The 18,872-nt window shown below is 38.4% G+C and carries 17 protein-coding genes and 1 other annotated feature; of the genes, 15 read left to right on the top strand and 2 right to left on the bottom strand.

The features are described from left to right. Positions 1–2 precede the first annotated feature (2 nt). On the top strand, positions 3–1,010 hold the full coding sequence (locus N7548_RS05610; RefSeq protein WP_263608488.1) for an NAD-dependent epimerase/dehydratase family protein: 1,008 nt from the start codon (positions 3–5) through the stop codon (positions 1,008–1,010). A gap of 112 nt (positions 1,011–1,122) precedes the next feature. On the opposite strand, the gene N7548_RS05605 is transcribed toward N7548_RS05610, so the two are convergent. Both N7548_RS05605 and N7548_RS05600 read right to left on the bottom strand, forming a co-directional pair. Further along, positions 1,123–2,394 (bottom strand): RNA-guided endonuclease InsQ/TnpB family protein, encoded by a 1,272-nt coding sequence (locus tag N7548_RS05605; protein ID WP_263608487.1) that lies wholly within the window; start codon positions 2,392–2,394, stop codon positions 1,123–1,125. A gap of 235 nt (positions 2,395–2,629) precedes the next feature. Further along, the gene (locus tag N7548_RS05600; RefSeq protein WP_263608486.1) at positions 2,630–3,784 is read right to left on the bottom strand and encodes a S1C family serine protease; all 1,155 of its coding nucleotides are present in this window, start codon (positions 3,782–3,784) and stop codon (positions 2,630–2,632) included. Positions 3,785–3,950: 166 nt separating this feature from the next. On the opposite strand from N7548_RS05600, the gene tig reads away from it, so the two are divergent. From tig to N7548_RS05530, 14 genes are all read left to right on the top strand, one after another. Continuing rightward, positions 3,951–5,234, top strand: coding sequence for a trigger factor (tig, locus tag N7548_RS05595; protein ID WP_263608485.1), 1,284 nt, complete (start codon positions 3,951–3,953; stop codon positions 5,232–5,234). A 140-nt stretch (positions 5,235–5,374) separates the two neighbouring features. Then, a complete protein-coding gene (gene lon / locus N7548_RS05590; RefSeq protein WP_263608484.1) occupies positions 5,375–7,684 on the top strand; it encodes an endopeptidase La in 2,310 nt (769 codons plus the stop codon). Positions 7,685–7,791: 107 nt separating this feature from the next. After that, positions 7,792–8,379, top strand: a complete 588-nt coding sequence (yihA, locus tag N7548_RS05585) for a ribosome biogenesis GTP-binding protein YihA/YsxC (RefSeq protein WP_263608483.1) — start codon at positions 7,792–7,794, stop codon at positions 8,377–8,379. Next, positions 8,372–9,223 carry a DegV family protein gene (locus N7548_RS05580; protein WP_263608482.1) on the top strand — a complete coding sequence of 284 codons (852 nt, stop codon included), beginning with the start codon at positions 8,372–8,374 and terminating at the stop codon, positions 9,221–9,223. The genes yihA and N7548_RS05580 overlap by 8 nt, the downstream gene beginning before the upstream one ends. Positions 9,224–9,262: 39 nt before the next feature. Beyond that, positions 9,263–9,474: a binding site (T-box leader), on the top strand. A gap of 44 nt (positions 9,475–9,518) precedes the next feature. Next, positions 9,519–10,073 carry a GNAT family N-acetyltransferase gene (locus N7548_RS05575; protein WP_263608481.1) on the top strand — a complete coding sequence of 185 codons (555 nt, stop codon included), beginning with the start codon at positions 9,519–9,521 and terminating at the stop codon, positions 10,071–10,073. Next, on the top strand, positions 10,058–12,616 hold the full coding sequence (locus N7548_RS05570) for a valine--tRNA ligase (protein WP_263608480.1): 2,559 nt from the start codon (positions 10,058–10,060) through the stop codon (positions 12,614–12,616). The genes N7548_RS05575 and N7548_RS05570 overlap by 16 nt, the downstream gene beginning before the upstream one ends. A 1-nt stretch (position 12,617) precedes the next feature. Next, positions 12,618–13,883 (top strand): bifunctional folylpolyglutamate synthase/dihydrofolate synthase, encoded by a 1,266-nt coding sequence (locus tag N7548_RS05565; RefSeq protein ID WP_263608479.1) that lies wholly within the window; start codon positions 12,618–12,620, stop codon positions 13,881–13,883. Between the two features lie 57 nt (positions 13,884–13,940). After that, on the top strand, positions 13,941–14,627 hold the full coding sequence (gene radC / locus N7548_RS05560; RefSeq protein ID WP_263608478.1) for a RadC family protein: 687 nt from the start codon (positions 13,941–13,943) through the stop codon (positions 14,625–14,627). Between the two features lie 34 nt (positions 14,628–14,661). Beyond that, positions 14,662–15,657, top strand: coding sequence for a YcjF family protein (locus N7548_RS05555; protein ID WP_263608477.1), 996 nt, complete (start codon positions 14,662–14,664; stop codon positions 15,655–15,657). A gap of 150 nt (positions 15,658–15,807) precedes the next feature. Next, positions 15,808–16,116, top strand: coding sequence for a 50S ribosomal protein L21 (rplU, locus tag N7548_RS05550; protein WP_263608476.1), 309 nt, complete (start codon positions 15,808–15,810; stop codon positions 16,114–16,116). Positions 16,117–16,125: 9 nt separating this feature from the next. Beyond that, positions 16,126–16,437: a ribosomal-processing cysteine protease Prp gene (locus N7548_RS05545; RefSeq protein ID WP_263608475.1), complete on the top strand. Its 312-nt coding sequence runs from the start codon at positions 16,126–16,128 to the stop codon at positions 16,435–16,437. A 1-nt stretch (position 16,438) separates the two neighbouring features. Next, positions 16,439–16,717 (top strand): 50S ribosomal protein L27, encoded by a 279-nt coding sequence (rpmA, locus tag N7548_RS05540; RefSeq protein WP_263608474.1) that lies wholly within the window; start codon positions 16,439–16,441, stop codon positions 16,715–16,717. Positions 16,718–16,756: 39 nt separating this feature from the next. Further along, entirely contained in the window at positions 16,757–18,025 is a 1,269-nt protein-coding gene (obgE, locus tag N7548_RS05535) for a GTPase ObgE (protein WP_263608473.1), read from the top strand. A 72-nt stretch (positions 18,026–18,097) separates the two neighbouring features. Next, positions 18,098–18,865, top strand: a complete 768-nt coding sequence (locus tag N7548_RS05530) for an alpha/beta hydrolase (protein WP_263608472.1) — start codon at positions 18,098–18,100, stop codon at positions 18,863–18,865. The last annotated feature ends 7 nt before the right edge of the window (positions 18,866–18,872 follow it).

Raw genomic sequence — 18,872 nt, 5'->3', positions numbered from 1 at the left:
TCTTGAAAATATTCATGATTGGTGGTACTGGTTTATTAGGCAGCGCTGCAGCATCCAAATTCATACAAGAATCACATCAAGTTATCACGATTGCTTTGCCACCATTACCTACAGATTTTAATATCCCAGGGTTAGAAATCATTTTGGGCAATTATTTACAAATGACGGATGAAACCTTACTGTCATACATGCGTGGTTGTGAAGGATTTGTATTCGCGGCGGGTATTGATGAGCGAATTGAATCGAAACCACCCATTTATGATATGTTCAAAAAATACAATATTGATCCGGTAGATCGATTACTGAAGTTAGCTAAACAAGCAGGTATCACTCAAGTCGTCATCTTAGGCTCATACTTTGCGTATTTTGATCGGGTCAGACCATCATTGAAATTATCGAAAACTCACCCGTATATTAAGAGTCGTGTGGAACAAGCGCGGATTGCTTTATCCCATGCCAACGATTCTTTTCATGTAGCGGTGTTAGAACTGCCCTATATTTTCGGTGTACAAAAAGGTCGAAAACCAGTTTGGACAATCATTGTAGAACGCATCGTTAAAATGAAAAAGCGTACCTACTATCCAAAAGGAGGTACGACCATGGTAACAACCACACAGGTTGCCCAAGCCATCTATGGCGCGATAACAAGACATAAAGGGGCGAAATGCTACCCAATTGGTTACTATAATTTGACGAATCGTGAATTCTTAGTGATCGTTCATGAAGCCCTGGGTACACCGAATAAACCCATCATTCTTATCCCAAAAGTGGTCTTTAAAATCGCGATGTTTTTCGAAACCAAAAGAAGAAAACGTGCAGGTGTTGAAGGTGGTTTAAATTTGGTGAAGTTTGCTTCATTGCAGTGTACAAACCAATTCATTGATCCATCCCTTGGTTCCAATTTGTTGGGTGTTGAACCTGACGATATTAAGCAAGCCATCATAGATTCGATTAAATTATCCTATGAAGCACTTCATACATCAAACATGATTGACATGAAAAAAGATTAACAGTATCAAATGGAAATCATTTGATCATGAAAGAACAAAGAGGTGAATAAATCACCCCTTACAGAATGATTTGATTTCCTCTTAACGATTTAACTCGTCTTATTTAAAGCGACTACACACCAAATAGGTATGTACGCTTAGGTGTGTTCACACCTTTATTCCCTATCCATATGGCATCGGGATTACCTTTTCGAATCATATTTAATGAGGCATTTTGGTCCGCGTTGATCAAAGTGCCTTTTTGACTCTTATATAAACCTCTTTTGATTCTTACTCCAGAGAAATCACCTTTAACGAATTCATCTTGGTCGAGATATGAAGCTTTTGAAGTGTATGCTTCATTGATGACTTTAGTCTCAATACCTATTTGTTCTGCTAGATAGATGATTCGATCTCTTAGTTTAGCTACTGGTATACTCTTGGTCCATTGATTATAGGTATCTGATAGTCTTTCATCTTTGAAGGTATCGTTATAACCAATGATAATCTGTTTTACTTTGTTTTCTATTGCGTGATGGATAATGAGTTTAGCTGCTTTATAGATCCCATAATCCATTTGATGGTTACGTTTATCCATTAGACGAATCATTTGTTTCGTTAAGACATTTTGATTGGGTCTAATGCTCGCTAACTTAGCGATTTCTTTATGATAAAACTGATTCATACTCTTTAATCGTTTTCCATCAATCAATAAATGTGCATTATTCGTTACTGAACAAAACGCTAGGTTGTTATACCCAAAATCTATCCCCATGGTTTCTGTATGATGACTTGTTTCAACTTTAGGTGTTTCATCTAGATAGACATAAACCACTTCGATGTACTGGCCATCATAATAAGATTTGATGGTGATTTCTTTGATTGGTTTGTTTTCGATACATTTTGGTGTTTGGATGTCTAGAGATAACGCGTTTACTTCATTTAACTCAAATGTATGTTTATGAATCTGTTTTGAATCCTTTTCAAGTTCTTTCGATACTTTCTTGATGAAGTTACTTCTGGGTAATGTATAGACTTTATCATTTGGTTTATAGATCATTCGGTCATAGATGGGATAATGGGTATCTTTCTTTAAGTATCTAGGTAGTCTAATGGTTTGTTTAACCTTAGACTTCAATGATCCAAAGAAGCCTTTCATCGCTTCATCGACTTTACGAATGACCATTTGACCTTGAGTGGTACTTAAGTAACGATAGTGTTCACTGTCTTTGAGTAGTTGATAGTTTTCGTTATAGGATAAGTAGCCATTGGTTTTTATAAAATATTGTCTCGCATTATAGAGCGCTTGATTATATAGGCTTCTAGAAGCACGCATTAAAGATAACAGAAACTGGTGGTGATTTGAATTCAAATAGAGTCTTGTTTTTAGGGCTTTATAAGGCATTATTGATGTCCTCCTTTCCTACTTAAATTATACCATAAATAACTCATAAAATATATATTTTACATGAATATTTAATTATATATAAAGTAGTGAAAGAGGGCATTTTAAATGTTGTTTTAGAGAAAATTTTATAAAAGTCACAAATCAATTGTTATCGGATAGAACAATAAAAGACGAACTTTCCTAGTAAATGAAAAAAAGGGAACTTTTCGGTGGATGAAAAGTTCCTTTTAATTTATTCTTCATTCAAAATTGCTTCAATGGCCTCAAATACTTTTGACATCGGTATTTCAGAAGACACGGTATTCTCTTCATTACCAGCAAAATGGATACCAATCAGGTTGCCTGCGCTGTCAAACATGGCACCACCAGAAGACCCAGCACCCAATGCAGCATTGGTTTGGAATGAACTACATGTATTTGGACACAAACTAGAATCATTACCCAAACTGATTGGCACATTTAACGCCGTAACAATGCCTTCTTTAACGGTATTAAAGTTTTGTGGACCACCGGGTGAACCGATGGAAAATACGGTTTGTCCTTGATAGACTGGTAAAGCGGTCTTCGTAACAAATTGATTGTCACTTAATACGAGCAATTGTGCTCTTGTGGTTAATTTTAAAATGGCTAAATCTGTGTCATCGGTGTATGTACCAACCAAGGTAGCGCGGTCGTTAAGCTCATTGCCATTGTAATAGATACGATAAATCGAACCACCTTCAACCACGTGGGCATTGGTGATGATGTAGTAGTCATATTCATTAAAGGTATTTAAACCTACAGTCACTTCTCGGGTATCTCGATCAAAAATGACACCTGAACCCCATGAACTGCAAGTAGTGGTAAATTCACCTTCAACACAATTGTATATGCCTATAACACTGTTTTTTCTGGCTTCTACAATCGCTAGATCAATCGATTTAAAAGCAGTACCAGTGATGTCAGCATTTAGTATATTCTCTGTATCATTTCTGGTATAGCGAATGTTATTGACTGTAAACTGTTTGTTGGCTTCACCAGGCTCGAATGTAACGTCTGCAACAAACTTAACAATGATGTATGTACGTTTATCTTCGACCTCGAACTCGGTGTAAACTACATTATCAATTGTGATTGAAATGAGTTCGTCTTCCTTCACATTTTTTATGGTGGTAGCGAAGACATATTGACCCTCCTCATTACGAGTGACGGTCAACGCACTGACTTCAGGTTCTTTACGGATACGTTCAATCAAATCTTCGACGAACTTGAACGTTTCTTTAGCAGCTGTTTCGTATACAGTATTTAGTGGGACCCCTTCAATGCGAATATCGACAAAAATGCTCGTTACATAGAGCAAACCAAGGACGACAATCGTATTGCGTACCCAACCGAAGAATTTCTTCATTTATAGAGCCCTCCAATCTGAAAATACCTTAGGGATTTTCTTATCAATACCATTATATCACAACCATGGTGGAAGTTAAACTACCCATATTATTACATAAAGTGGGTAAAAACATTTACAAAAAAGAAGATTATGCTATAATTAAATAGGCTCAGGAGGAAATACAATGAAATTTGAAAAACTATCAACAAATCGTGCAAAGTTTACATTTGAAGTAACCCCGCACGAATTCGAACATGGACTAGATCATGCTTTTGAACATGCGGTTCAAAATGTCGAAGTAAAAGGGTTCAGAAAAGGCAAAGTGCCTAGAAACATATTTGAAAATAAATTTGGTGTAGAATCACTATATGAAGATGCTTTAAACCACGTCATTAGCCATTTATATCAACATATTTTTGATGAAAAATCCGTCGTTGTTGTCGGTGAACCACAAATCGATTTAGACATTAAATCGGTTAAAAGAGGCGAAGCTTTCTCTGTTTCTATCATCGTTCCAATCAAACCAGAAGTCGTTTTAGGCGATTATAAGGGTGTTGAAGTTGCGAAGAAGAATTTAGTTGCAAGCGAAGCTGAAGTTGAAGCTGAAATCAAAAAGTTATTGGCTCAAAACTCATCGTTAGAAGCGAAAGCAACCGACGTTTTAGAAAATGGCGATACTGCAATTTTCGATTTTGAAGGTTTTGTTGACAATGTACCATTTGATGGTGGCAAAGCAGAAAACTATGAATTAGTCATCGGTTCTGGTCAATTTATTCCAGGATTTGAAGATGGTATGGTTGGTTTAAGAATAGGTGAATCCAGAGACGTTAATGTCCAATTCCCTGAACAATACCAAGCAGAACACCTAGCTGGTAAACCAGCAGTCTTCAAAGTGAAACTACACGAAATCAAAGTAGCTAAGCTTGAAGAATTGAATGATGCATTTGTGGTTGGATTAAAGCGTGAAGGTGTTGAAACCGTTGAAGCTTTAAGAGCTGACATCAAGGCATCTTTAGAAAAACAAAAAGAATCCAGTGAAGCCGATCGTGTCACAGGGACTGCTGTCAAATTTGCATGTGACAATGCAACTGTAGATATCCCACAAGAAATGATCGACCAAGAAGTCAACCAATTACGTAAAAACGTAGAAAACCAAGCAAAACAATACAACATCGACTTTGAAATGTTCGTTCAACTCAACGGATTGACCATGGATCAATTCAATGCAGAAATGAATAAACAAGCCAAAGACAGAGTATTGACAAGCTTAGTCATCGAAGCCGTTGCACAAAAAGAAAACATCGTTGCAACCGAAGCTGAAATCGATGCGAAATACGAAGAAATCGCTCAAATGTATAAATTAAGCGTAGCTGATGTGAAAAAGCAATTAGAACCAGAAGTGGTCACTAATGAAGTCACATTCAACAAAGCGATTGATTTATTAACTGCAAGCGTTAAAGAAGTTTAATGGATTTAGGGCACCTCGGTGTCCTTTATTTAAAACCATGATTGGCACTCAAGTGTTTCGATTGCAAATTATGGGGAATTTATGTATAATAATGACACAACAAGATAATCTTGTATATAATGATATCAAGAGGTGATGATATGGAATCAAAAAACCTGCCGGCAATTGTTGTTAGGGGCATCGTGCCTATTCCAAACAACGATTTTAGGACTGAAATCGGACGTCCTATTTCATTCAAAGCATTGGATGAATCGGAAAACTCATTTGGCAATTACATTTTAATTTTGATTCAAAAGAATCCTCTCATCGAAAATCCGACACCAGCGGACATAGAAGAGTATGGTGTGCTTGCAAAAACCACCATGAAATTGAAGTTACCAAATGGCAACTTAAAAGCAAAATTCAATGTCGTTTCGCGTATTAAAGTGAAAGAGTATTTCTTAACTTCACCGTTTTTCGTTGCGGAATACGAAGAAACACAAACCATCGTCTCCGATGTTGACCAAGAAATGACCTTGGTTCGCATGGTCATGAATGATGTTGTAACCAATGCGAATGTCGTTTTAAATAACGCACAAGAAGTGGTTAGAACCGTTCAATCTGGTTTAACCACCGATAAATTGGTCGACACCATCGTGGCTGGTCTTAAAGGCAATGAACAAGATAAGTACCGTTATTTAGCTGAACAAAACTTGAATACCCGTCTAAAAATGGTCTTAGAAGACATTGCGAAACAAAAGATGGTCTCGGAACTCGAACAACACATCAACGAAGAAGTTAAAAAGTCCATTGATGAATCCCAAAAGGAATACTACCTTAGAGAAAAAATGCGTGCAATCCAAAATGAACTTGGGGACAAGGCACGTAAAGAAGATGAAGTCGATGAACTTAGAACCAAGATTTTAGCAGCTAAAATGCCAAAAGAAATTGAAGAAAAAGCTCTACAAGAATTGGCTCGTTATTCATCAACCCCACCAGCGATGGCGGAGTCTGGCATCATCAAAACCTATTTGGATTTCTTAGTCGCTTTACCTTGGAAAAAAGCAAGCAAAGATTCGAATGATTTAAAGAAAGTTCAAGAAAAATTAGACAAAAATCACTACGGATTAACTTCTGTTAAGGACCGCATTGTGGAATATCTAGCCGTTAAAATATCGACAAAGAAGAATCCACAAACCATCCTCTGTTTGGTTGGGCCTCCTGGGGTTGGTAAAACCTCATTGGCAATCTCAATCGCAGATGCACTTGGTCGTAAATTCGTCAAACAATCCTTAGGTGGTGTTCGTGATGAATCAGAAATCCGTGGCCACAGAAGAACCTATATTGGCGCTTTACCAGGCCGTATTCTAACCGGTATGAAAAATGCGGGAACCATTAATCCAGTCTTCTTACTCGATGAAATCGATAAGATGAGCTCGGACTATAAAGGTGACCCAGCGTCAGCCATGCTTGAAGTCTTAGACCCAGAACAAAATGCGAAATTCTCTGACCACTATTTGGAAGAAAATTACGATTTGTCACAAGTCTTATTCATCACTACTGCAAACTACTTAGAAAACATTCCAGCACCACTACGTGACCGTATGGAAATTGTCGAACTGTCTTCTTATACCGAATTTGAAAAATTTAATATCGCAAAAAGCCATTTGATTGACAAGCAATTGAAAGCCCATGGCATCAGCGATAAAGAATTTTCAATCACAGATGAAACGGTCTACCACATCATCCGTCACTACACCAGAGAAGCAGGAGTTCGTGAACTCAATCGTTTCATTGGCACCTTAATCCGTAAAGGTATCAAAGAAATCTTAATGGAAAAGAAACCAAGAATCGATATCACATTAAACAATGTGGAACACTATTTAGGTAAGCAACGCTTCTCCCACAACCTAGCAGATGTCAAAGACCAAGTAGGGGTTGCAACCGGATTGGCTTATACCCAATTTGGTGGAGATACACTATCGGTTGAAGTCACTTTCTTCAAAGGCAAAGGCGCGTTGTCCTTAACGGGTAAACTCGGCGATGTGATGAAGGAAAGTGCGATTACTGCGCTATCCTATGTCAAAGCGAATGCAGATAAATTTAACATTGATCCAGCCTTCTTTGATGCGCATGATATTCACGTTCACGTACCTGAAGGTGCGACCCCTAAAGATGGTCCATCTGCGGGTATCACCATTACCACAGCCATCCTATCAGCCATTACCGGTAAACTCATCGATAAAGAGGTTGGTATGACGGGTGAAATGACCTTAAGAGGGTACGTTTTACCGATTGGTGGGCTTCGTGAAAAATCGATTGCAGCTCATCGCAGTGGTTTAAAAACCATCTTAATTCCTAAAGAAAATGAAAAAGACATTGAAGACATCCCTGTCGAAGTTAGAAATGCCTTAAAGATCATTTCAGTAGCGAATATTTCTGAAGTATTCGAAGTTGCCTTCAAACATTAATGAAAAGCCCAGTAATGGGCTTTTTGTTTGGAGTAAATTATTCGATTAACCTATAGAAAAAAATACAACATTTTATGGTATAATGGTTTCGAAATGAGTGATTCTATATGTATATAATAAGAAGTGCTGAGTTTGTTAAAAGTGGGACAGATGAGTCCCATTATCCAGAAGCACTAAAATCTGAATATCTTTTTTTAGGGCGTAGTAATGTGGGTAAAAGCTCATTGATTAATGCCATAGTCAATCGTAAAAATTTAGCGAGAACTTCTTCAGAACCAGGTAAAACCATCACGATGAATTTCTTTAATATCAATAATGAAATCTATTTGGTGGATGCTCCAGGTTATGGTTATGCAAGACGCAGTAAAACCTCCATTGCGCAGTTCCAACAAATGCTTTTAAATTATATCCAAAACAGAGATTCATTGAAACGCATTTTCATGTTAATTGACATGAAAGTTGGTGCAACCAAAGATGACATTGAAGTCTATGGTTCGATGAAACGGGCAGGGTATGAAGTGACCATCCTCTTGACTAAGCAAGATAAATTAAACCAAAGTGAACGTTCAAAAAATGTAAACATGATTAAATCACAACTCAATGATGCTGAAGTTTTAATGATTCCAACATCCAGTGAATCGAAAAGAGGCATCGAAAAAATACACGCCATATTTGAGGAGGACCTACATGAATAAAGTAATCATAATGACAGATTCGACGTGTGATTTAACCAAATCTTTAATCGAAAGCCGTGGAATCCATGTGGCACCACTCTATGTCAATTTCGGGGATTTAAGCTATCGTGATGGTGTCGATTTAACCACAGAAGAACTATACGCCAAAGTCGATGAACTTGGGTTTTTACCAAAGTCCGCTGCGGTTTCACCCGGTGACTTTGTGAATGAATTTACCCCATTCATTGAACAAGGATTCGACATCGTTTGTATTACCATCGGTTCTAAATTATCTGGTACTTATCAAAGTGCTTTAATCGCTAAAGACATGGTGGATGAATCGAGAATTCATGTGGTCGATTCAAACAACTTGTCCTCAGGTGTTGGACTGGTTGTCCTTAAAGGTTGTGACCTTAGAGACCAAGGATTGAGTGCTTTAGACATCAAAAATCAACTCGATGAAATCACACCACGTGTGAGAAGTCAATTTGCCATTCAAACGATGGATTACCTCTATAAAGGCGGAAGATGTAGTGCCTTATCTGCTTTTTTAGGTGGTGTATTAGCCATCAAACCAATCATTCAAGTCAATGATGGTAAATTGGATGTCTATAAAAAAGCCATTGGAAAAATGACCAGAGCATTGGATTATATGTTAGAAGATTATGCCGCACTTTATGATAAAATTGACCCTGATTATGTGATGATTACGCACTCATTGGCAGAAAAATCGGCGGTTTATATGAAGGAAAAAGTAGCTGAAATTGGCATGCCTAAAAATCTTTATGAAACATTCGCAGGTTGTGTCATCTCTACCCATTGTGGCAAAGGAACCATCGGTATTTTATATATCCTTAAACCCTAGGTCATTGTATTTACAACCTTAAAATTATATGTTACAATAAATCAAACGAAGAATGGGAAGAGTAAGCAAACCCCACATAATAGAGACAGATTGGTTGGTGAAAAATCTGATGTGACTTGTTGAAGGTAGCCCTGGAGTTGATTGAGTGAACGCAGAGTAACTCAATTCGGATGACCCCGTTATCGGTAATGAAGTGCTATTCACTTTTTGTGAATAGAATTAAGGTGGTACCACGATCAATCGTCCTTAAGAATGCAAATTCTTAGGGACTTTTCTTATTTTAGGAGTGATGAACATGGAACGTATTGTGACCAAACGCTTGGTGCTCAGGGCTTTAAAACCAAGTGACGCAGCTGCGATGTTTGATTATGCAAAAACCGATGAGGTAGGACCACAAGCGGGATGGACACCGCATAAATCGGTTGAAGAATCGGCCAATATTCTCAATTACATGATTCGAACCAATGAAGTCTGGGGAATCACTACACGAGACAACGATACCTTGATTGGGACCATTGGATTACACAAAGATGAAGATGAAAAATCAACCTTTCGAAGTCTAGGTTATGTCCTTCATCCTGCCTACCATGGTCAAGGGTTGATGACAGAAGCAGTGAAAGCACTCATTGTTTATGCATTCGAACAAACCAATATAGACATCATCGGATGTGGGCACTTCACCGACAATATCGCGAGTCAACGCGTGATTGAAAAATGTGGTTTCATCTATCAAAAAAATATTGAAAAAGATTTTAATTTATTTGGTTTTAAAGTGCGCAAAACCTGTGCTGAATATGAAATAACCATCGATATGTATAAGGAGAATAAACTATTATGGCAACAACACTAGATACAAAATACAACCATAAAGCCGTTGAAGCAGGTCTCTATGACTTTTGGCTTGAACAAGGCTATTTTGAAGCGGAAGGCAAGAAACAACAACCATTTTGTATTGTGATTCCACCACCAAACGTTACTGGTAAACTCCATTTAGGGCATGCTTGGGATGGTACTTTACAAGACATCATCATCCGTCGTAAACGTATGCAAGGCTATGATGCATTATTTTTACCAGGCATGGACCATGCTGGGATCGCTACGCAAGCGAAAGTCGATGAACGTCTCAAGAAAATGGGCATTTCACGTTATGATATTGGTAGAGAAAAATTCTTAGAACAAGCGTGGGCTTGGAAAGATGAATATGCGGCCCATATCAAACGCCAATGGGGTGTCTTGGGGTTGTCATTAGACTATTCGAGAGAACGTTTCACTTTAGATGAAAAACTATCGAGTGCGGTTCAAGAAGTATTCATCAAACTCTATGAAAAGGGCTTGATTTATCGAGGCAATCGCATCATCAACTGGGATGTTGAAGCGAAAACTGCTTTATCGAATATTGAAGTTGAATTTGTTGAAACCAAGAGTAAACTCTATTATTTTAGATACCCACTCATCGATGGATCAGGGTACATGGTCATCGCGACCACCCGTCCTGAAACGATGTTTGCTGACCAAGCATTGATGGTACATCCAGACGATGTGCGTTATCAATCCTTCATTGGTAAAAAGGTATATATACCAAACACACAGGTCGAAATTCCCATCATTACCGACGATTATGTCGATATGACCTTTGGTACAGGGGTTGTAAAAGTTACCCCAGCCCATGACCCAAATGACTTTGAAGTTGGTAAACGTCATGGCTTAGGTATGCCATTATGTATGACTGAAGATGGTCATATGAACGTGATGGCATTTAAATATAACGGTTTAGAACGTTTCGAGTGCCGTAAACAATTGGTTGAAGATTTAAAACAAGCAAACTTAGTTGAAAAAATTGAAGATTATGTCAATAATGTTGGTCATTCTGAACGCACAGGCGTTGTGGTTGAACCAAGATTATCCTTACAATGGTTCGTTAAGATGAGACCACTCGTTGAGGCAGCGATTGCGAAAAGTGATACCGAGTTTGTGCCAAAACGATTTGAAAAGATCTATTTAAACTGGTTGGAAAACATTGAAGACTGGTGTATTTCTCGTCAATTATGGTGGGGACATCGTATCCCAGTTTGGTATAAAGGCGATGAAGTGGTCGTTTCCATTGAAAAACCAGGTGAAGGGTATACCCAAGACGAAGACGTTTTAGATACGTGGTTTAGCAGTGCATTATGGCCGTTTTCAACCTTGGGTTGGCCAGAAAAAACAACGGATTTGGCGCGTTATTACCCAACCAATGTCCTCGTTACTGGCTATGATATCATATTCTTTTGGGTTGCCCGCATGATTTTCCAAGGCGTTGAATTTACAGATCAATCGCCATTTAAACAAGTCTTAATGCATGGCTTAGTTAGAGATGAACATGGACGTAAAATGTCAAAATCTTTAGGTAATGGCGTGGATCCTATGGACGTATCCGAAGCCTATGGCACCGATGCGATGCGTTATTTCTTATCAACCAACGCAGCCCCTGGACAAGATTTACGTTATGAAACCGAAAAAGTCGCGTCTTCATGGAACTTCATCAATAAGCTTTGGAACATTGTTCGCTTCATCGACATGAACATCGAAGATAAGAAAGATGACTTTGACGAGGCATCCTTATCGATTTACGATCAATGGATTTTAGGTCGATTGAATGACGTCATTGAGGATGTTGACCAAAATTATGAAAAATACGAGTTCGGTGAAGTATCTCGTACTTTATATAATTTCATTTGGGATGAGTTTGCAAGCTGGTATGTCGAAATTGCGAAAGTCACGTTAAAAGACCAACGTAAAGAAAATACCCAAAAGGTATTGTTATATGTAATCAAACAAATTCTTAAACTATTACACCCATTCATGCCGTTTGTTACAGAACGTCTATATCAAAACCTCACCGGTGAAGCATCGATTATGATTGCAGCGTGGCCTGAGGTGAGAACTTACACCTTTGAATCGACATTAAAATCTGTTAATGTCATTTTCGAAATGGTAACTAAAGTCCGTCAACTACGCCAAGAAATGAACATTACACCTTCAAAACCATTGACGATGGAAATCGTTTCTAATCTAGCATTCTTAAATGCAGAACAAGACATCCTAGCTTATTTCTTAAGAAGCAATGAACTCTTAGTTTCAACACAAGAATCACTCAAAGCAGAGACCATTTTACTCGCGGGTTCTGGGTACGAACTCTATGTCTTAAAGAGTGATATCATCAGCGAGTCTGAAGAAAAAGCGAAACTTGAAAAAGAGCTCGCTACCATCACGAAAGAACTTGAACGTGTCAAACAAATGTTGTCAAACCCTAACTTTGTCAATCGCGCAAAACCTGAAAAAGTTGAAGAAGAAAAGGCTAAAATGAACAATTATCAAGCACAATACGATGCGTTGATGAAGAAACTAGGCTAATATGTTCAAACACATTGAAGAAGCAGTGGCTTGGATTGAACACCAAGTCAAATTTAAACCTAAAACCGATTTAGACCGAATGCGTGCCGCTGCTTTAGCGTTGGGTAACCCTCAGGATGCTTATAAAATCATCCATGTGGGTGGTACCAATGGTAAGGGCTCTGTCGTCAGTTATATCTCTACCATCCTCAACAAACACATGAAGGTTGGTACATACACATCGCCTTACATCCTCAAATTTAACGAACGTATCAAAGTGAATTTGGAAATGATTCCAGATGACGTCTTGTTGAATTATATCAATCAAATGGTTTCGTTCAATGAATCCTTTAGTTCTACTTACGGTGAAACCTTGTCATTTTTTGAACTCGTCACACTGATTGCTTTAGTGTACTTTAGGGATCAAAAAGTCGATATCGTCGTCCTTGAAGTGGGCTTGGGTGGGTTGTTAGACGCGACCAACATTGTCACGCCGATTGCAAGTGTCATTACCAACATTGGATTTGATCATATGCAACAATTAGGCAATACACTAGAATCGATTGCCTACAATAAATTGGGTATCGTAAAACCAGGTATTCCTTTATTCACATCGGTAGATAACGAATTGATGCCTCAGTTTGAAACAGCTTGTCTAGAAAAGGACTCAAGACTCTATCACATTCACGATGGTTTGATTCAAATTGAATCGAGTGAACCGCTCCAATTCAGTTATGAATATCATCATTATGAAACTGGTTTACAAGGCCTATATCAAGCGAAGAACGCAGCCTTATCCATCGCCGTTGTGAACTATTTATTTCCTAAAATTCCTATTCGTTCCATTAAAGATGGGATTCATGAAACAGTATGGCCAGGTCGATTCGAAGTGTTATCAAGAAACCCAATGGTTATCCTAGATGGGGCTCACAATCGTCATGGGATTAAAGCACTCGTCAATAGTGTTCAAACGATGTATCCGAACCGTGTCATTCACAGCCTATTTTGTGCGATGGCAGACAAAGAAACCAGTTTGATGCTAGAGATGATTTCATCGATATCATCTTCGGTAACTGTGACCCATTTTGATTATAAGAGGGTAGCAGAATTGTCGGTATTGTTGGAACAAACCCCGCACCCTCATAAACGAGCTATTGAAGACCCAGTGGTTGCTGTAGACACCTTGATTAAGGATGCTAAACCAGACGATATTTTGGTCATTACGGGATCGCTCTATTTTGTATCATTCATCAGACCTTACTTGCTCAATCGATTTAACCTCGCTTAATGGCGGGGTTTTCTTTTTTTATTGGACAGATTGGTATATATATGTAGAGGTGATTCGATGTTATTGATTAAAGAAATGATGACTGAAGATAAACCACGTGAGCGATTGATTGAACACGGGGTTGAAACATTATCGAATTATGAGTTGTTGGCTATTTTATTACATACTGGGACAAAATCACAGTCGGTGATTGAATTATCCAAACAAGTATTACACCGGTTTGACCAGCTCAAAGAGCTTGAGAAAGTAAGTTACCAAGAATGGGTGATGATGCCTGGTATCGGTATGGCAAAAGCATGTACGTTATTAGCAGCCGTTGAATTGACCAAACGAATCCTGCAAAATCGCGAGGAAAAAGTCGCACAAATTCAAACCGCATCCGATATTTATCATCATTTAAAACACCAGTTAAGTCACTTAGAACAAGAACATTTCTACACCATTTACTTGGACATGAAAAATCAAATAATCGCGACAAAAAGGCTTTATATTGGTACCCTAAATCAATCGAATATTCACCCTAGAGAAGTCTTTAAACACGCGGTTAAACTCGCAGCTGCATCCGTGATTTTTGCGCACAATCATCCTTCGGGTGATTCCTCTCCCTCACTCGCGGATTATCGCGCTACCGAGCAATTAGAACAATCTGCAAAAATCATGGGTGTCGCTGTTATTGACCACATTGTAATGGGCAAAAATGAGTGTTATTCGATTAAGGAAAATCGTAAATATCATTTTATCTAGTTTTGTTATATAATAGACTCAAGGATGTGAGTTTATGGCAAACAACAAAGAGCCCTTACAAATAGAAACAAAAAAAGAACCTAAACAACCTAAACAAAAAGCGAGTACCAGTACGAAGTTTTGGGTAGCCATTGCGTTTGGTGTGATGATTCTATTCTTATTAATCTTGGTGTCATCCATCATCGATATCGGTGAACGTTTAGCTAAAATCCATGAGTATGTCGCTTATGGTTTTTATGGTGTATCTTTCTTATTAACTTACATTCTCATCATCAATCCTGTCAGAATCATTTTGGTTTCACCAGCCTTTTCGATTGAAACTGTCATGGACGATAAACCAACGCATCGTCGTTATCAAACCTATAAACGCGTCTCGAAAAATTTGATGGAACGCGATGAAATTTCTCAAACCGAAAAAGACAAATTAGCACTCGCTTTGAATAATCCAGAAGCGTTACAACTCGCACTCAACGAAATCTATAATTCAACCATGAAAAAGAAGATGAATCAAGTCATCATGAAGCATGCGAAAACGGTATTGATTTCAACAGCGATTTCACAAAACGGTCGTTTGGACTTGTTTACAGTCGTCGTTGTCAATATACGAATGATCAAAGAATTGGTCCAAATTTGTGGATTTAGACCAAGTTATAAAAACCTTGCAAAACTCACCATCAATGTCTTCAGTACCGCATTGATTGCTGAAGGATTAGAAAATATCAACCTAAATGACATTTTACCGACATCGACTGCAAACATGTTGGGAGAAATCCCACTCATTAAGCCTGTTATGTCTTCTGTAGCACAAGGCATTACCAATGGCTTACTTACTATTCGAATTGGCGTAGTTACGCGAAAATATCTATTCGCAGACAGCAAAGAATTGAGCAAGAAAGCCATTCAAAAAGGTGCATTTATGGAATCTTTAAAGATGATCCCAATCGTGGTCAAAGACTCCATCATCCATTTCCCTCAAAAGTTCTTCGATATGTTTAAACGCAATAAGGACGAAGAATCTACAGAATTTTAAAAAAAGTGAGGGTTACGATTGACATTAGTTTATAACTAAGGTAAAATAGTAGCGTTGCAAAGAATACCACATAGAACAGGTTATAAATATGGATATATCCATTACCTTAGATAGTGAGTCTTCAAACATAAATAAGGAGGTGTATTTGTAATGTACGCAATGATTAAAACTGGTGGTAAACAAATCAAAGTTGAAGTTGGTCAAGAAATCTACGTTGAAAAACTAGATGTCCAAGCAGACGAAGTGGTTACCTTTAATGAAGTTTTACTCATCGGTGGTGAATCTACAATCGTAGGTAATCCATTGGTAAATGGCGCATCTGTTACAGCGAAAGTCGTTAAACAAGGTAGAGGCAAGAAGATTATTGTCTTCAAGTATAGACCTAAGAAAGACTACAGACGCAAACAAGGTCACAGACAAAGCTATACAAAACTAGTCGTTGAATCCATCAACGCTTAATAACAACATATGATTAAATATCATGTGTGTAAGGACCAAACGATTTCATCCATTCGTGTGAGTGGACACGCCAACTATAAAAAGCATGGCGAAGACATCGTTTGTGCTGCAGTATCTACAGCGACCATCCTTTCTGCCAATCTTTTAGAAAGAATGGGCTTTAAAGGGGATTACACCGTATCCGTTGAAGAAGGTTTCTTCGATTTGAAGGTGATTCAATCCAATCCCAATCTTGAGTATGTCTTGATCAATTTAGAAGAGACGCTCAAAGAACTAGAACTACAATACCCTAAATATATAAAACACCAAAAGGAGGGATAACATGTTACAATTAAACATTCAGTTATTCGCATCGAAAAAAGGTACGGGTTCATCTCGTAACGGACGCGATTCAGCAGCTCAACGTCTAGGCGCAAAACTATCAGATGGTCAATTCTGCACTGCTGGTTCTATTATCTACCGTCAACGCGGAACAAAAGTACATCCTGGTAACAACGTTGGTCGTGGTGGTGACGATACTTTATTCGCTAAAGTAACCGGAACCGTCAAATACGAACGTGTTGGCCGAGATAAAAAACAAGTTTCAGTCTACGAAGGATAAGCCCGACTTATCCTTTTTTTTCAATTCAGGAGGTTCACCATGTTTAAAGATGAAGTACAAATTAAAGTCAAAGGTGGTCGTGGTGGCGATGGTATCGTCGCATTCAGACGCGAAAAATATGTGGAGTACGGTGGTCCAGCTGGTGGTACAGGTGGGTCTGGCGGTAACATCTATTTTGTGGCAGATGAAGGCATTTCAACCTTATTAGACTTATCTTTTAACAAACACTTAACTGCGAAAGATGGGACCCATGGTCTCAACAAATCACAAAATGGCCGTAATGCTGAGCATACGTATTTTAGAGTACCTGTCGGCACCATCGTTTATGACCAAGACACCAATGAGTTGATTGGTGATTTAACGATGCATGGACAACAATTGTTGTTGGCTAAAGGGGGCCGTGGTGGTCGTGGAAATGAAGCTTTCGCAACCCATCGTAACCCAGCACCAGAAATTTGTGAAAAAGGGGATTTGGGTGAAAGTAAAAATCTACGTGTCGAATTGAAAGTGTTGGCCGACGTTGGCTTGGTTGGTTACCCATCCGTTGGGAAATCCACCCTCATTTCGGCTGTATCACGTGCTAAACCTAAAATTGCAGAATATCACTTTACCACACTAGAACCGCATCTAGGTCTTGTTTATGTCAGTGAAAATAAGAGTTTCGTGATGGCTGACTTGCCTGGACTCATCGAAGGGGCGTCCCTCGGTGCAGGTTTGGGTATTCAATTCTTAAAACACATCGAACGATGCCGTGTCATCATCCATGTGGTTGAAATGGATTCGTTAGAAGAAAAGAACCCGTATGAAGACTTTTTAAAGATCAACAAAGAGTTAGAATCATACAACTACGATTTACTAAAACGTCCGATGATCATCGCGGCGTCTAAAATGGACTTACCGAATGCTTGGGAAAACCTCGAAAAATTCAAAGAACAAATTGGCGATGCCTATGAAGTATTTCCAATTTCTTCGGTCACCAAACAAGGCCTCAAAGAATTGGTTTATCGCGCCATGGAATTGGTCGACATCACCCCTAAATTTGAGATTGCAGAAGTGCATAAGAATTACATCAAGAATAAAGAAGAGGCGTTCTTCACCATTGAAAAAGCCAGCGATGGCGTATTCGTGGTCAAGGGAGAAGGCTTGTATCGTTTGTTCATGAGAACCGATTTTACCAAAGAAGAAAACGTTAAACGATTCGCTAGACAACTCAGAAGTTATGGCGTCGATGAAGCCCTACGTAAAGCAGGGGTTCAATCCGGTGATAACGTCAGAGTCTTCGAGTACGAATTCGAATTTACAAATTAATTTAAAATAACACACTTTTTATGCATGAAAGTGTGTTTTTTATTTTATAATAAAGGTAAGGAGAACGTCATCATGAAACTAAACATTGTTACGAATCTAGTACCAAACGAAAAAAAGCGTATTTTTATTGTCCATGGGATTGCAGAACATTTAGGTCGTTATGACCATGTGGTTGCTTATTTGAACCAACAGGGATATTCTGTGGTTCGATTTGACTTAAGAGGACATGGTAAATCAGAAGGCAAACGCGGATACATCCGTTCTTATCAAGACTTTTTAGACGATGTGGATACGGTTTTCAATTTACACAAAGGCAAACGAAACATTTTATTTGGACATTCCATGGGAGCGCTCATCACCCATTTATACATGACCAAAGACAATGGTTTTGAAGCATCCATCACCAGTGCTGGACCAACCAACTACATTAAAGATGTTCAGTTTGTCCGCTATATTGGCTTTAAGTATTATAGTTTCTTACAGGTAAAAAACAATCTCGCACGAAATATGTTATCGCACATCGAAAAAGTAGAAGACGATTATATGAGAGACCCATTGGTCTTAAAACAATACTATATCAATTTGATTGGTGAAATGTTCGTTAAAGGGGTTAAACACCTCAATAAAAACATCATTTATCACAACAAGCCGATATTGATGTTGCACGGTCAACTCGATAAGATTGTCCCTGTGGAATTCAGTCAACGTCTGTTTGGTTTATTATCACAAACCGATAAGACATTGAAGATTTATCCGAATGATTGGCATGAAATCTTGAATGAGTTAGATAGAGATGAAGTATTGAAAGACATTGTAAACTGGTTAGATCAACGCGCATAATAGAAAA

The sequence above is a fragment of the Paracholeplasma manati genome (assembly GCF_025742995.1).
GTDB classification, from domain to species: Bacteria; Bacillota_I; Bacilli_A; order Acholeplasmatales; family UBA5453; genus Paracholeplasma; species Paracholeplasma manati.
This window is presented reverse-complemented; position numbering and strand designations above follow the sequence as displayed.